We start from the raw sequence: 16,253 nt of genomic DNA on the forward strand, positions 1-16,253 counted from the left end.
TCACATTCTTGCGTAAACCCCGCAAAAACACGTCACCTGTTCCACGTGATATCAGGCAAAACGCCACGACAAACACGAATTTCAGGTGATTACAAGCGCAAGGGACCGCTGCACGATACCTCCATCCGCAACCATTGGAGGGAAAGGCAACACATGACTCGCGAAGCACATCTTTCACGCCGATCGTTTCTCACGGGCCTCACGACCGTAGGAGCAGCGGCCGTTTTGGGAGCATCGACAGGCTGCGCACCGAAATCGTACGGCAGCAAGCCGCAAGAAGCCGAAGCCGCTCAAACGGCCACCGATACCGCCGATTGGCTCGGCGAAGCACCTGCCATCACCGACGCCGATTGCGCGCAAACGCTCGATTACGAAGTCGTTGTCGTAGGCGCAGGCACGTCGGGCTACTTTGCCGCAGCATCTGCCGCAGAAAGCGGAGCGAAAACGCTCCTCATCGAAAAGGGTGGCTCGGGCAACAGCGTTCGCTCTTCGTCGCTGGGCGCCGTCGACACCACTGCGCAACGCGAGCAAGGCATCAGTATTGACGTGCAAGAAATCGTCAATGACATGTCCGGCTATGCGCAAGGCCGCGCCGATACTCGGCTCATCAAGATGTGGGCCGAAAAATCGGGCGAGGCCATCGATTGGTACACCAATCTGCTGCGTGCGCATGACATGGAAGTGCAGCTCGAATGGAATATGCCCGACGGCACGCGCTACAAGGAATGGCCCGTCGGGCATGGCACGAACGGCGAATACCCCTCGCGCGAAAGCGATGTGGCAGCCATCATGAACGAATACATCGAATCGTTCGAGGGATGCGCGACGATGTTCAACACCGCCATGCAGTGCCTCATCACCGACGGCGAAAACAAGGTCGTAGGACTATACGCAAAGAGCAACAAGGGCTACATCCGCATCAACGCCTCCAAGGCCGTCATCGTGGGCACTGGCGGTTACGCGTATAACAAAGACATGTACAAGGCCCTGCATACCGAGGAATACCAGAGCCACGGCACATTCGACGCTTTCCCCAACTGCACGGGTGATGGCATCAAGGCTCTGCTCTGGCTGGGATGCCGCATGGACTCCGTGCCTTCCGGCGTCGTGTTCAATCGCTGCCTGCTTACCGCCGACCAGCACGAGGGCGACCCCTACAACGTGCACAGTGACTCGTACGGCTACTTCTTCTTCAGCTCGCAGCCGTTCCTGCGCGTCGATAGCGCAGGCCATCGCTTCCACAACGAAAGCGAGCCCTACGAGTACGTCATGAAGACCTCGGCCAATCGTCCCGTAGGCGATCGCTACTGGCATCAGGTCTGGGACGGCAATTGGAAGGACGACGTCTACCGCTTCCACACGGTGGGATGCTCCACGATTTGCTATCGAGAAGGAGCCGACCACGATGCCTACCCCACCATGATGGACGACTGGATCGAACCGGAGATGGAAAGCTTCGTCGACGCAGGCTATATCGTGAAGGCGGAGACGCTCGAAGAATTGGCAGACAAGCTGCAGGTTAGCGACAAGGACGCGTTCCTTGCCACCTGCGCGCGCCAAAACGAGAACTACGACAACCAACACGACCCCGATTTCGGCAAGGAAGCCTTCCGCCTGAGCGAGCTGCGCACTCCACCGTTCTACGCAACCGTGAAGTCGTGCGGCTTCAGCCTGTGCACCACCGACGGCATCAAGGTGAACACTAACCTTCAGCCCTACGGCAAGAACGGCCAGCCCATTGAGGGCGTATACGTCGTAGGCAACGACCAGGGCGGCTTCTACGGCGGCGTCTATCCCAACCTGGCTGTCGGCATCAACGCAGGCAGGAGCGCCACCTTCGGACGCTACGCAGGCAAGATGGCCGCAGCGCTCTAAAGCATACGGCATGCGTGGGGCGCCTACCGCACGGGCGCCCCAACCCAGCCTCCAGCGCCAACCAAAGCGCAACAGCGCGACGATTGGGCCAGGAAGTATCGGCCTATGCACGCAACTCACTTCCGTTTCGACACCCTTACGGAAGTGGAGTGCGTTTCACTTCCGTAAGGGTTGCATTAACGGAAGTGAATTGCGTTTCGCTTCCGTAAAGATATACTGAAAGGAACGGAATCGGCGTTAGCGAGGAATCATGTGGCCACAAGTCGTATACGAAACCCTTCCATGGCATCGTGACGACGATGCGCTCGCCTATGCATCAAAGACGCAACGTCGAAAGATACAGGGCACCTACGAAGCTGCACTACCTGCGCATATTGTCGAACTCAGCGTTACCCTTAATTCCGAACTAAGCCGACGCGCGGAAGAGCTCATGGCATCCATAGCGCGATACGACCAAGAGCAAGCTAATCGCGCTTACAACCTGCCCGCGCTCATGCTCCGAAGCGAATCGTCCTCGAGCTCCCAGATCGAGCGCCTCACCTCGAGCGCGCGCAACGTGGCGCTAGCGGAACTCAGCGACAAGACATCCCAGAATGCACAGCTCATCGCAGCAAACATTGCGGCCATGCACGAGGCCCTTGCACACGAAAGAGCCATCGACGCTCCGCTCATCACACGCATACACGACACCCTTGTGGAAGGCACCGACGCGGCAGCCGGCATCAGAACCGAACAGGTATGGATTGGGGGCGGCTTTTACAGTCCGCACGGGGCCGTTTTCGTTCCGCCCCATCACAGCCGCATTTCGTCGTATTTAGACGACCTCGTGGCCTTTAGCGCTAAAGCAGACATATCACCCCTGGTAAAAGCTGCCATTTTCCATGCACAATTCGAAACCGTTCATCCCTTCACCGACGGCAACGGGCGCACGGGGCGCGCGCTGCTACATGCAATGCTCGCCTGGGATGATGTGCTTCGTTGCACCACCATCCCGCTTTCGGCAGGGCTCCTGAGCAACGTCGACGCATACATGGCTGCGCTTGATGCATACCACGATGGCCACATCGAACCAATCGTCGAACAGCTACTCGACGCAGTGGAACTCGCCATTGCGCTTGGGGCGAAGATGTCCGCGCAATTCGATGCCTTACTTAATGCATGGAACGAGTCGTTTATCGAGCGCAAGGGGGCGAAAATCTACGAACTGCCCGCGCTGCTCGTAGAGCAGCCCGTGGTCAATACAGCATACGTCGCCAAGCGGCTCGGCATCTCCGACAGGGCAGCACGCGACCTTATCGCCAAGGCTTGCGACTACGGCATCCTATCCAAGATGGGCAACGCACGGCGTGGCGCATTCTACCAAGCGCTCGAACTCATCGAGATTATCGAGGAGGCTTCGAGCGCGAAGGGGCTGCGGAGAGCGAAAGCTAGATAGTCTCCTCTTTGCGCCAAACCGCCATCCGCTTCAGCGCTACGACAAAAGTCAAACCAGTTCTCTTTCACAAAAAATCGCATTTAGCCATATAGATACATTTCAAAACAATATCTTATGGAAATTGAATATAATCCACTCATGACGAGTGACCCCAAACATATCAAGCCCTGGCTTAACCCCCAAGAGCAAGTCGAACACCTGAAAAGCAAAGGCGTTCGGTTCAACCTTATTTCCGAAAACGAGGCAATCGAATACCTATCTAAGAACAGTAATTACTTCAGGCTGCGGTCATACCGAACCGGGTTCCCAAAAGTAGACGCGGGACCTCGCAAGGGAGAATACGCTAACCTCGACTTCAAAATGCTCATCGATTTATCCATCGTTGACATGCTTCTTCGTTACGAGATGCTCCCCATGACGCTCGATATCGAGCATTTCGCAAAGGTAAGGCTGCTTCAGAGGATTGAAACAGAGGGCGAAGACGGTTACGAAATCGTCGCATCATTTCTTAAAGAGGACGAGCAGAGCTTTACGAGAATCAAAAGGGAGCTCGAGCAATGCAGAAAAAGCCCCTACATCAAAGGCATTGTCGATAAATACCCCAATTACGATTTCCCTGTTTGGGCTTTCCTCGAATTGCTGACTTTTGGCTCATTCGTTTACTTTCATCAGCATTGCGCTACCCAATTCAACGACAAAGAAATGCGCAAGCGGTTCTACGCCCTTCAAAGCGTAAGAAGCATTCGAAATGCCTGTGCCCACAACAACTGCATCCTAAACGAACTAGCTAGCGGCAAACCCATGCACTACCCCCAGAAAACCGTTTCGAATGCAATCAGCAAAATCAACAGCATCGGAAAAGAGCAACGAACATCCAAACTCAAAAACGATCGAATGCAAGAAATAGCTACAACCCTACACACTCACAGCATAGTAGTTTCGCCGGGAGTTAAAGCAAACAGGGCGGCTCACCTTCATACTTTCGCAGCAAGAATGAACAAGCACATTAACTACTACGAAGGCAATTACCAGGTCTCATCTGCATTTGATTTCATCTCCAAACTCATCAACGCCTGGTACCCTCAGAATAGATGAATTTCGCACTAATTTAGTTGAATGCAACGAACCAAAGGGCTAAACTATGCCCACGATGCAAAACGGCTTGCCGTTTTATAAAGGGGGGTCTCCGCAAGGGGAAACCCCTTAATTTTTTCAAGCGCAAGTAGCTAACGAGCGAAACCCCGCAGAAAAGCTGACGATTTGCCACGCACGTCTTTCATTCCCGCAAGCAACCCCACCTAAAACTGGAAGTAGATAAACGGGTTGAACGATCCGGAAAGCACGTTCGCTGCGGAAAGGGCTAGCAGGCCCAGCAGCAACACATCCCAAAGCGTTAGAACAACCTGGTAGATGACCGCCTTGCGCGCGTCTGCAGGCTTGGCATCGGTCACGCACAGCAGGTCGGCCGCGGCCGTTTTGGGGTGCGCAGTGCCACCCGGAGCCAACACGCTCATGCGCTCGCGGCTAATCTCATTGGCCCCGAAGCTTACATCTACGGCGAATCCGTCATCGCAATGCTCGACCTCGCACCCACGGACCCAAGCCTCATCTACGTCGCGACGCCAAAACGAGTCCGGAAAAAGCTTTCCTCCAACATCGTCATGGTGCATACGCCCAACCAAACCACGACTATCTATGACAGCATCGCTTCTCAGACAGCAACTGCCGCCATCCAATCCTGCATAGGCAAAATGACACCAGAGCGTCTAGCGCAAGCAGCATATAACGCGATGCAGGACGGCTATATCACCAAACGCGAACACAAAACGCTCGTAGAGAAAATGGGGATGGGACGCTTACTCGCAAGGCGCACTCATCACTTATAAGGGCGAGCCGATAATCACACCCATCTTATGCGACCAATTCGGAAGCAATCAAGCTTACAACGCCTTGCTAAATGCAGCGAACCCAAACGCTTAGTCACCTACTCATCAACTTGACGCATTGGCACCCCATCCAACCCGCACTCAGCGAAGCCCCATCGCTCATCAAACGCCCGCCTCCGCCACTCAAGCTCTTCAGGACCAAGCTTTCTTATCGCCCATGCAATATCCCGTCCGCATAAACTGGGCCGACTGGACAATACATCGCCAAAAAACTCGAGCAGCATCTGCATCCCAAGCGTCATAACAAACATTGTAAACAGGGACAATAACGCTCGCCATCAACGGCGATTCCGCTGCAGCCCGCATCCAAACTCCTCATATAACTCAACGGCAAAGTCGAGCCAGCAAGTCTGACGCGACAAGAGAATACTATACTTATTGCCCGACTGCGGCATATGCTCTTCATGACGCCCAATAACACCCCCCACATCAAACACCAGCGCATTCATCGCAATCATTCTTACCCCGGAATCGAAACACACCCGTTTGCGACGCCCCAAACCGATCAAACATAGGTGTCGTTATATACGCCTCTCGCTTAATCATCGAGCAACCATGCCTCTGACTTCGTATAATATCGATTCAAGAAGTCAGATTACGCACTATGCGACACATACCTGACGGGGGGTCAGCGCATACCATGGAAGCGAAGCAAGCAACGCAACCGACGAAAAGCAAACGAAATTACGGGGTCGACTTACTTCGCGTGTTTGCGATTCTTTGTGTGGTGCTCCTCCACGAGGGGTCGCATGGCGGACTCATTGGCGCAACAACCGGCGTTCACCACAATGCCGTAATGCTCGTGATGGCCTGCGCGTATTGCGCCGTCGACTGCTTCGTGATTATAGGTGGATTTTGCCAGGTTGACCTGCGATTCAAATCAAAACGCATTCTCTCGCTTTGGGCAACGGCACTCTTCTATTCGGTGGCAGTTACGATCTTCATGCTGTTCTATAACGCAACGGCGCTACCCGAACTCCCATTCCTAAGGATGTTTCTTCCCGTTCTCACTAATTGCTGGTGGTTCTTCACGGCCTACTTCGGATTAATGCTTGTTTCGCCCCTCATAAACCTCGTGTTCAAGCACCTCGACGAGCGCAAAATCAAAACTCTCTTCGCACTATGCCTCATTGCATTCTGCGTTGCGCCTTTCATAGCCGGCACTGACATCTTCAGGTTCAACAGTGGTTATTCCTTTGGATGGTTCGTTGTTCTATATGTCATCGGCGCTTGCATTCGCAAGATCAACCCGTTCGAAAACTGGCACAAGCGATGGCTCATCGTCTACGCGATATGCGTTGCATGCTGCTGGATCATGGCCACATACGGCAATGGTGCCGGAATCCAACCAGCCCTCATCCCCGACCATCCCTGGCAATGGCTGTCCTACCTATCGCCATTCATCCTCGTATCTAGCATTGCGCTACTGATGTTCTTCTCTCGCCTAAACATCCAAGGGAAGGCGCTCACATCAATCATCGCATTTCTTACGCCTAGCGTATTCGCCGTATATCTAATTAGCGATCATGAGCTCATTCGAAACGAGTTCATGAAGGGCGGGCCCGCGTTTGCGGCATCCCTGCACACCAGCGAAATGATTCTCGTCATGCTAGGTATCGCTGCTGGCGTCTTCGTCATTTGCACCCTAATCGACAAGCTCCGCGCGCTCGTTTTCAAGCTATTCAAAGTCGACAATGGGATTCTTGCTTTGGGCAAACGCATAGACGAACGACTCGGAATCTAGCAGAACCGAAGTATACGCCACCCTTCCTAAACTATAGCGACAACGCAATAAGCAACCCCTTAGACGCACGAAAGCCAATCAACGCAACAGATTACGTAAGCCACTTGCCCACACGAGGAATTGCTCGAATGGCGGCAACAAGGAGCAGCGACACCCCGAACACAGCAAGCGTCGCAACAGGAATTGCCAAAAACGTATTGAACGACACAGCATTGAGGCCAACCGCCTCAAAAGCATAAATCACAAAGAGATGGACGAGGTAGACGCCGAAAACCCTATCCGATAGCCACCGTACACACCCAGCTACTTTTGCAGACGGACTCCAGAACTGCATTGTCTCCTTGGCGAAGGCGAATAGCCCCACAGACCCTGTGAAAACAAACACCCTGAAATTTGTCATAAGGGTCACATTTGGCTTGCCCTCCATGCCGGACTGCATAAAGACCAGCCACGTACCCGCAGCCAAAGCCAACACGCCTACAACTAAAAAAGCTATCGGCCGATGGACTTTGATGGTGCTGAGATGATAGCCCAGAACGAAATAGAACGAATAGCCAACTGCGAATTGGAAATTGAAATCCCCAACCAAGTTGTTGTAAGCGGACGCGAACGCAACAACATGAGGCTCGCTCGAAAGAGCGAGTAAATCCGATATGCTTGGCAGCGCAAGAGCGAATATGAGGCCCAGGAGCAAAAAGGCCTTTCTCAGATTCGCATCAGACGTAAAGGATCTCAGCAGCGGCGTAATAAGATACAAGCCCGCAATCATCGGAATGAACCAGAAATGCAGCGGGCCCCTTATCAGATTGCAAACATAGGTAAGCAGCAAGCCATTAGACTGAATGCTCTCCGTCGCAATGGCGGTCAGGTAGAACGCATACAGCACGGACCATACGGCAAACGCCACGCCCAGCCTGGGAAGGTACTTCTTGAATACTCTATCGTACGTTACTTCTTTTGCGGGATTCAGAAACAGCACGCCACTAATCATTACGAAAACGGGAACGGCTACGTGTGCAAATTCGTCAAAGAGGCACATCGCAAAATACCTCGTGGAAGCAATATCAACTTGGTAAAAATGCCAAGCGCAAACATGAATCATCACAACGCAAAAAATGGCAAAAACCCTCAAAACATCAAGGTAATACAGTCGCCCCTGTAAGGACATCCCACTAGGCTCCGAATCTATCCTAAGCGCCCTAACCGACCGACCATCGGCATTCACCTGTGGCTCATTCATCACGGATGCTCCCGCTTCGTCCCTATCCAACAAAGAGCGCCCATCACCATTCCGATGGGCGCTCAACAGCGTACGCAAACTAAAGGTCTAACGCGAGCTCTTTGAACGAGTTTTCGCACTCGAAGCAAATCGATAAATTCCGCGTCGTAACAGGAACTTTAACCTTGTCAAACACTGCCACATTCAGGCCACCAACAATCGAGTGATCGAGGGAGACGATTTCGTAATCGGTCCTATCTGCGTTATAAGCGCGCAGGTAAACGCTCTCATTGGCTATCTCACCATTGGGGAATGTACCCTCAACGGAAAGCGTTCCCCTTATCGTCACCGTGGACATATCCCTCAAGGAACCCTCGTCCGCAAACGACATCGACGTCATTCGGTTGAAGCGCATCTTGTCCTCGATAACGGACTCGATACAGTGAATCCACTTCGACCTGTACGAATGGTACGAGAACGCAGACATCGATTCGTAGGCAAACCAGGAGAAGTGCGGCAGCAAATCTTTGACGTTCTTGAAATAGAAAACAATCTGGTCGACAAGGGCGTCCTCGTTGTTCGCAGGAACCAAAAACCCGTTCTTGCCATTCTTGATAAAGTCGCTCGGACCAAACTTGATATCGTAAGAAATCGCAGGACAACCATGAGACAAACTCTCGCCAAGAGCAAGAGGCAGACCCTCGCATTTGCTTGCCATAATGGACAACGCAGCGTTGTCGTAAACCTCGCCGGGATTATCGACATACGACATCACCGAAATGCAATGGCTGTATCCAAGCTTCTTCACGAGTTCGGCGGTTTCATCACGCAAAGCGCCAGAGCCATACATTTCAAGATGAATGCCTGGCACACGCTTCTCAGCCCTGCCAAACGCCCGCACGATAGCCGCCGGTTGCTTCTCAGGCGAAAAACGACCGATAAATACAGCTCGTTTCGTATTGCGGCTCCCTGGAGACACCCTGGGCGACTTGGTGAATACATTGGGAACGACATGAAATATCGTGCGCTTCCCAAGACGCTTTTCCGCCTGACGCTTAGCGGCTTCGGTTAGGAACACCATACCGTCAACCTCAACAGGAAGTTTCTCGATATTGTTCGTCATCCTGGGGTTGATGGAGGAGTACCAATTGCGCTCTCCGCCATAGCCAACGCCATGAGAAATCGCAATTCGGTAGACATTCTTGTCCGATTCGTCGATGTACCTGAAGCCAGGCTCCGTATCCAGCATGGGGTCATGGAATACGACAACGTCCTTCGCGCTCAGGTCGTTAACGTACCCAGAGTAGAACTTTTCCCTGAGAACAGAGCGATTCCGAAGAGCCTCCTCGTTGCCATCCGACTGCCTCTTCAGAATGACGCTTGGGTCCTTATCCGGCCCTTTCGCATCGCAATACTTAAGCGACATGTAATTAAAGCGCGAAGGCGAATAGAAATGCTCGAAATACACCTTGTCGGTGTTCGGCAAATAATTCGTACGAGCAACGCGAACAGAGCCCTCATACTCATCGATGCTATAATAATCCGCCTCGTTAATTACAGGCAAATTACCTTCCCCGTCGGACAGTTTCTCGCCAAAATAGTCTTCGATGGCAACAAACTTGATTCCCGTGATTTCCGGGTAGGCATTCTCAGCCCAGTATTTCACATTGCCCAGCTGCTTCTTTCCCAAAGCGCCAAGCAGGACGGTCACGGAGCAGCCCTCTCGGACCAGCATGCAGGCCCTATCGAGCATTGCGCGGGTCATGCCACCTGCACGTGATTGCAGCTCGCCCCAAAGGAAAACGTACTCGCAATCGGGAAACGGCTTATCCAAAGCCAAAGGAACCGGATTGCCAGTAAGAACCGCATTGTAGATACGGTCACAATTATGCAAATCTCGATGGAGGAAGAAATCCTTCATCTGGTCAGCGTACACCGCTTCCGGCTCACCATCACGCGCAAGGATTTCGCCCAATTCCGTAACAGCATCATCCGCAGAAAGCAAGCATTTGCCAAACGTGCCATCAAGCGGCAAATCAGTTTCGCGATAGGTACACATTCCTGACTTGAACTGCATGTAGTCGGGGAAGAAGTACATGATGGCGCGCTGAAGGTACACGAAATCAAATCGATACGACGAATAGTCGGTAATGAAGACCTTATAGGACGTCTCGTCTACAGATTCCGCAGCGGATCTGATACGCTCGAATTTGCTCTCGAGCATATCGCCATACAGTTCTTGCAAAATTGGATGAAGCTTTACGTCGAGCGTATAGTCATAGCGCTCGAGCAAGTCATTAAGACGTTCGGAATTCAAAAACGCTTCTATTTCCTTGTAGAACTCCGAAGCCTTGAACGCCTTCACCGTGGGCTCCCACTGGCCATCCTTCTTCTGCTTGACCACGTACGAACGCCAAGACGGCGCAAAGAGAATCTTTCGCTCAGGAGTCGCAGATAAATCCATCGTGTCATAACGCGGCATGCCAGACGCAATGAGCTCGTTTTTCTTGAAGCCGTACACGTTAATAAGATTCGACACTTCGAATGAGGTAGAAACGACTTCCTTGTCGATGAGCAAACGGTCCATCGAATACTTCCACGGCTGATGCGCATGGAGTACGCCATGCTGTAGATAGACGATTTCAGCATTGAACAGGTCCGCGTATCTCCGATACATAGACTGGCCAAATGCCATGTAATTCGCCTGCTCAACATAGGCAGTTAGAATCTTTTCCGCGAGCAGAAAGAGAAGCTTGTGCTTGCGTCCACGGAAGGGAATAACGTGAGAAAGCTGGTTCTTCGTGAAGAGATGCTTACGCGTGGCGATGTCGTCATTCACAACGTAGTAGCGTTCTATGCCATCATTTTTATCCCAGTCATGCTGGAATTGGAAGTAAGCATTGTTCTTCTCAACTCCATGGCAATCATGATAAAGCCAAACCCGTTTTCCCTGAGCACGATATCGCCTAACGAGCTTACGCATGAACCATTGCTTGGAGCGCTTCTTCTCAAGCGAATCATCAATCGCGGTAACAGCCTTCCGGAACGCTTCATCCGACAGCGGGGTAATGAAAAACTTGTTTGACGAGAAACGTACTACGGTATTGTCCTTGACGTACTCGTGGCGATCGGGCTTGGAGTTCGAGAAAACAGCCCTGAACATGAAATAATAGTTGGTGTCAATTTCCCTGCCCTGAAGAAGAACGGTGAAATCGACCACATAACCCTTGTTGGTGGGAATAGAGAATTCGAAATCCCAGAACCTATCGGTTTTCTCCTCACACTTGTAATAGCTCCAGGAAGATTCACCAAGGGGGATGTAGACCTCTTTACTGCCATCCCAAGACTTAATGCGCGCACGCAATTTTGGCTTTTCGCAAAACGAGAAGCAGGGGCTCTTCAGATAGCCGCGAATCTTAAATATCCCATCGCGAATCATGCTCTTCAGAACAACGATTTCGACCTTAGTACGGCTATACAGAGTCGAATTGTTCACGTTCAGAGAAAGCGTATTGCCATTTGTGGCGAAAATGAGCTCACCCTTATGCCCACGAGCGTAGAAATATGTCTTGCGGAAGCTATCCATCGTTGGATGGTCAACCAGGATGTCCGAATCAACCCTTGCAAGCAAGGCATCGATTCGATCGATAGCCTTCTGGAACTCCTCTCCCTCGTAGTGATAGGGGAAGAGCTTATTCGCATTAAGCTTCCATGCGATATCGCAAAGGTAAAGAGACTGGAGATACACAGGCACAGCGCCTTCATACTTCGCGAATTCGCTCTCCCAGAGCGCCATCGACGTCTCGAAGATGTTATACGCATACAAAGTGGTGCTCTGGATGCCGCCATCCTGCTGCTCGTAGCAATAGCATCCATGATTGGAGTAACCGATAGCCTGCTTTTCCAGAACGGTCTCGATGTTATACTTCAAATCTTCCTGAAAGCCCAAATTCTCGTCGAAATGGATGTTCTTCCCAGCTCCCCGGTTCTTATACACTGCCTCCAACCTGGTAATATGCGCATAAGCATACGTTGTGTTACTTACGTCATACACACCCGAGGTAATGAGAACCCGGTATCGATAATGCGGCGAAGACTCTTTCCCGTTCTTGAACGTTCGAGAAGGGAACGCGACCAAATCGACCACATCGTAGTTGCGATCAAAGAAGGCGACTGCCTTATTGAGCGTATCTTTCTTGAGATAGTCGTCACTGTCGACAAATGCGAGGTACTTGCCCGTAGCGACATCGATGCCGGCATTGCGAGCGGCAGAAACGCCCCTGTTTTCCTGATGGATGACCTTGATGTTGTCATGCTTGCGAGCAAGTTCGTCACACAACTCGCCGCTGCCGTCGGTAGAACCATCGTCAATCAGAATGACCTCGCAGAAGTTCTCCTTGCTGGATTGGTCCAAAATGGACGAAACGCAGCGAGACATCGAATCGACGCGGTTATAGATAGGTACGATTACGCTAATGACGACGGAACCTGCCATCAGGCATCCTTTCTAATGCACATTGCTCTCCCCTAGGCCACGAATGCAGCAGTTAATAATTATACCGCTGCATTCGGACGTCCTGGAAAAAGAGCGGCTAAAGCGCCCTTTACACCCTCACAATGGCATCAACCAGGGTGCGAGCGGCGTCGGATGCGGGGTTCTCGAACACGCGAGAGGTAGGACCCTCTTCCGCGATGCGACCCGCCTCCATCACGTACACGCGCGAGCACAGCTCGCGCACGAGGGCCAGGTCGTGGCTGACAAGAAAGCGCTCATCAAGGAATAGCCCAGCTACCCGAAACCATCAGTCCCCCAGCAACGCTTCAACGATACGCTCGCATGCATGCCCATCACCATAGGGGTTGGATGCATGCGCCATCTTATCGTATTCATCTCGGTTCGTCAGAAGCAGCTTCGCCTGTTCAAACAGCACTTCCTCGTCCGTCCCAACAAGCTTGAGCGTACCTGCGGCCACGCCCTCGGGACGCTCGGTCGTATCCCTCATGACAAGCACGGGCTTACCCAAAGAGGGAGCTTCCTCTTGGATTCCGCCACTGTCGGTGAAGACAACATAGCTACGCGCAAGGAAGTTATGAAAATCGAGCGCGTCGAGCGGGTCGATAAGGTGAATCCTATCGCTATCACCCAGCTCCTCACTTGCGATCGCGCGCACTACGGGGTTCAGATGAACGGGATAGATTACCTTTACGTCCTCGAACTCATCGACGATGCGCCTGATCGCACGGAACAAATGGTGCATGGGTTCGCCAAGATTTTCCCGCCTATGCGCAGTAACGAGAACGAGTCGCGAATCGGAAGCCCAATCCAATTCCGGGTGGGAATAATCATCGCGCACGGTGGTCTTAAGCGCGTCGATTCCCGTATTACCCGTTACATAGATCTTCTCTTCAGGCTTACCCTCGGACAGCAAATTATGCTTGGACTTTTCGGTAGGAGCGAAATAGTATTCGCAAAGCAAATCCACCGCCTGGCGATTGAATTCCTCAGGGAATGGAGAATACAGGTTATTAGTTCGAAGCCCCGCCTCCACGTGGCCAAGGGGAATCTGCTCGTAAAACGCAGCTACCGCAGCAGCAAAACTCGTAGTTGTATCACCATGCACGAGCACGATATCGGGGCGAACCTCCTGCAGCACATCCCGCATCTTCAGCAGCACGTTCGAGGTGATGTCATAAAGCGTCTGACGGCTCTTCATGATTGCCAAATCGTAGTCGGGCGTAATGTTGAACGTCTCGAGGACCTGATCGAGCATCTGGCGATGCTGACCGGTAACACACACAATGCCTTGGAGCGAAGGATGCTCGTTAATAGCATTTACCAGGGGGCACATCTTGATTGCCTCCGGACGCGTTCCGAACACAATGAGTACTTTTTTCATACGATTCCCCTTGGCAGAAAACTAGACGCGAATTCCCAGCCGCGCCCACACGACAGCCCAATAAACCGCTCGCGCACCCACGCTCATTTCAGGTACGGCCGGATCTTCACGAACACGTATACGGCAAGCCCCACACCCACTACCAGGCCCAGCCCGCCAAACAAGGGCACGCCACCCAGCGTAACGGCACTCGAGCTTGCGCCCAGGATGCACGCGCCAATGACCAGGCCCATGGCAATAAGCGCAATGGCCACGAGCCCCGCCGCAGCGCGGATATCGCGCGAGAACTCCTCGTTGCTGGAAAGCTCCATGCCTATCTTCACATGGCCCTTCTGCACCATGTCGAGTGTCTGCTCGGCCTTCGCCGGCAGCGTAACGAGAGCTGCGGCACTATCAACCGCCTGTCCCACGAATTTCTTCGCCATGCGCTCCATGCCACCTGCGTCAAAGCCCGACCTCAGGTATTCAACCAGCACGTTCATGATGTTCAGACGCGGCGATATCAGACGAATCGTGCCCTCCAGCGTAACCAGGCCGCGACCCAGGCTCGTAAGGAACGGGTCGATGTCCATGCCCTGGTTTTCCAGCGTGCCGGTAATGGAGGCCATAAGCTGGCTCGTATCGAATTCTTCCAGGTCAACGTCAATGAACTGCTCGACCACGCCCTCGCACGCTTCCAGCAGCTTCGCATGGTCGAGCGCCCCCGTGGGCGTTGCCACCTTCAGCACCGAACGCTTCAGGCTATAGGCATCGCCCTTCACGAGCGCCAAAATCAATTCCTTAATCGTGTCGCGTTGCGTAGACGTGATCGTACCCATCATGCCAAAGTCGATCCACTCGATGCCGCCATCATCCATGACCATGATGTTGCCGGCATGCGGATCGGCATGGTAGAAGCCATCTTCCATGATCTGCTGCATATAGTTATGCGCAATGAGATAGGCCAGTTCGTCGCGCTCGTCGTCGGTCTTGCCCATATCGTCGATCTGCTCGACAGGCGGCGCTTCCACGAAGTCCTCGGTAAGGATGGAGCTCGTCGAAAACTCGCGATAGCACTTGGGGCTGCTCACGCCTTCGCGCGGTTCGTTATTGCGATAGAAGCGGTCGAGATTCGACTCCTCGTTGGCGAAGTCGAGCTCCTCCATCGAGGTCTTCACCAGCTCGGCAACGAGTTCCTTCAGCGAAAGCCCACCCTTGCCCTTGCTCACCAAATCCAGAATCTCTACGATGCGTTCCATGATGGCCAGGTCATTGGTAACCGTCTCCACCACGCCAGGGCGTTGCACCTTCACGGCAACAACCTCGCCGCCCGGCAGCTGCGCCTTATGCACCTGCGCGATGGACGCCGAACCAAGGGGCTCCTCATCGAAGCAACCGAACAGCTCGTCGAGGGGCTTGCCGAACTCGCTTTCGATCTGCTCTTTCACAACGGAGAATTCAAGCGGCCGGGCATTCGTGCGCAACGCCCCCAGCGCCTCGCAATACTCTGGCGGCAGCATATCGGGATGCGTAGACGCGATTTGCCCCAGCTTCACGAACGTCGTTCCCAGGTCCTGGATAAGCTCGACCGTCATTTCGGGAGTAAGGCCGTCTTTCAGGTCGTACTTTCTTACGATGCCGAGGATTTCCTTGAAGCGCGCCTGGTTGGCGGCCCGCTCCTCTTTCGAGCTCTTGCGAGCCCTCTTCAACGAAAGACCGAAATTCGCCATCCACATCCCCCTTCGCTTGCCAGTCCTAAACCCCTGCAACCGACCATGCGTCGTTAACGGCCCCGCACGGCGGGAACCCATCACATGAATAAGAGTATAGTCGTGCCATTTCCCTCAAACGCGCAGCGTTACCGCAGCGAAAACGAAGAATGCCCCGCAGCCTGTGCGATAGCTGCGGGGCGATGCAAGGTATCAGCGGAAGGAGGGAAGGAAGGGAGGTGTGGGAGGGAACCTTCCGTTGATGTGAGTACAGTATGCCTACCAGCCCTTAAACCATCCTGAAAGCCCCGTGACGCATCCGTAACGTGCAATGACGTGGCCGATCGAGACGCAGGGGCATGCGCGACGAATGCCCACCCATCCCGCGCGTTCGTAACGACGTGGCGCGGCCAACAAACCGCCAACGCATACGCTCATTGAGATACGTG

Annotated in this window: 11 protein-coding genes; 5 read left to right on the forward strand and 6 right to left on the reverse strand. The window is 53.1% G+C overall.

Annotation, left to right across the window (positions count from 1 at the left end):
- Positions 1 to 153 precede the first annotated feature (153 nt).
- From AAY81_RS08500 to AAY81_RS08510, 3 genes are all read left to right on the forward strand, one after another.
- A complete protein-coding gene (locus AAY81_RS08500) occupies positions 154 to 1,875 on the forward strand; it encodes an FAD-dependent oxidoreductase (RefSeq protein ID WP_066663959.1) in 1,722 nt (573 codons plus the stop codon).
- Between the two features lie 430 nt (positions 1,876 to 2,305).
- Positions 2,306 to 3,310 (forward strand): Fic family protein, encoded by a 1,005-nt coding sequence (locus AAY81_RS08505; protein ID WP_169815808.1) that lies wholly within the window; start codon positions 2,306 to 2,308, stop codon positions 3,308 to 3,310.
- A 114-nt stretch (positions 3,311 to 3,424) separates the two neighbouring features.
- Positions 3,425 to 4,405 carry an Abi family protein gene (locus AAY81_RS08510; RefSeq protein WP_082867945.1) on the forward strand — a complete coding sequence of 327 codons (981 nt, stop codon included), beginning with the start codon at positions 3,425 to 3,427 and terminating at the stop codon, positions 4,403 to 4,405.
- Between the two features lie 203 nt (positions 4,406 to 4,608).
- Here AAY81_RS08510 and AAY81_RS10475 read toward each other — a convergent pair whose 3' ends face one another.
- Positions 4,609 to 4,824, reverse strand: a complete 216-nt coding sequence (locus AAY81_RS10475) for a hypothetical protein (protein ID WP_156501509.1) — start codon at positions 4,822 to 4,824, stop codon at positions 4,609 to 4,611.
- 60 nt (positions 4,825 to 4,884) lie between these two features.
- Here AAY81_RS10475 and AAY81_RS10480 point away from each other — a divergent pair, with 60 nt between their 5' ends.
- Positions 4,885 to 5,196, forward strand: a complete 312-nt coding sequence (locus tag AAY81_RS10480; RefSeq protein WP_156501510.1) for a hypothetical protein — start codon at positions 4,885 to 4,887, stop codon at positions 5,194 to 5,196.
- A 700-nt stretch (positions 5,197 to 5,896) separates the two neighbouring features.
- Positions 5,897 to 7,000 carry an acyltransferase gene (locus tag AAY81_RS08530; RefSeq protein ID WP_066663978.1) on the forward strand — a complete coding sequence of 368 codons (1,104 nt, stop codon included), beginning with the start codon at positions 5,897 to 5,899 and terminating at the stop codon, positions 6,998 to 7,000.
- Between the two features lie 91 nt (positions 7,001 to 7,091).
- Here AAY81_RS08530 and AAY81_RS08535 read toward each other — a convergent pair whose 3' ends face one another.
- The 5 genes from AAY81_RS08535 to AAY81_RS08550 all read right to left on the reverse strand — a co-directional run bounded on the left by AAY81_RS08535 (position 7,092) and on the right by AAY81_RS08550 (position 15,825).
- Positions 7,092 to 8,240, reverse strand: coding sequence for an acyltransferase (locus AAY81_RS08535; protein ID WP_066663981.1), 1,149 nt, complete (start codon positions 8,238 to 8,240; stop codon positions 7,092 to 7,094).
- 79 nt (positions 8,241 to 8,319) lie between these two features.
- Positions 8,320 to 12,714 carry a glycosyltransferase gene (locus tag AAY81_RS08540; RefSeq protein ID WP_066663983.1) on the reverse strand — a complete coding sequence of 1,465 codons (4,395 nt, stop codon included), beginning with the start codon at positions 12,712 to 12,714 and terminating at the stop codon, positions 8,320 to 8,322.
- A gap of 109 nt (positions 12,715 to 12,823) precedes the next feature.
- On the reverse strand, positions 12,824 to 12,958 hold the full coding sequence (locus tag AAY81_RS10800; RefSeq protein WP_276203441.1) for a hypothetical protein: 135 nt from the start codon (positions 12,956 to 12,958) through the stop codon (positions 12,824 to 12,826).
- Positions 12,959 to 13,021: 63 nt separating this feature from the next.
- Positions 13,022 to 14,116, reverse strand: a complete 1,095-nt coding sequence (gene wecB / locus AAY81_RS08545) for a non-hydrolyzing UDP-N-acetylglucosamine 2-epimerase (RefSeq protein WP_066663991.1) — start codon at positions 14,114 to 14,116, stop codon at positions 13,022 to 13,024.
- 83 nt (positions 14,117 to 14,199) lie between these two features.
- Positions 14,200 to 15,825 (reverse strand): ABC1 kinase family protein, encoded by a 1,626-nt coding sequence (locus AAY81_RS08550; RefSeq protein WP_066663997.1) that lies wholly within the window; start codon positions 15,823 to 15,825, stop codon positions 14,200 to 14,202.
- Between the last annotated feature and the right edge of the window lie 428 nt (positions 15,826 to 16,253).

Origin of the sequence: Denitrobacterium detoxificans (genome assembly GCF_001643775.1) — a bacterium.
Lineage (GTDB): Bacteria > Actinomycetota > Coriobacteriia > Coriobacteriales > Eggerthellaceae > Denitrobacterium > Denitrobacterium detoxificans.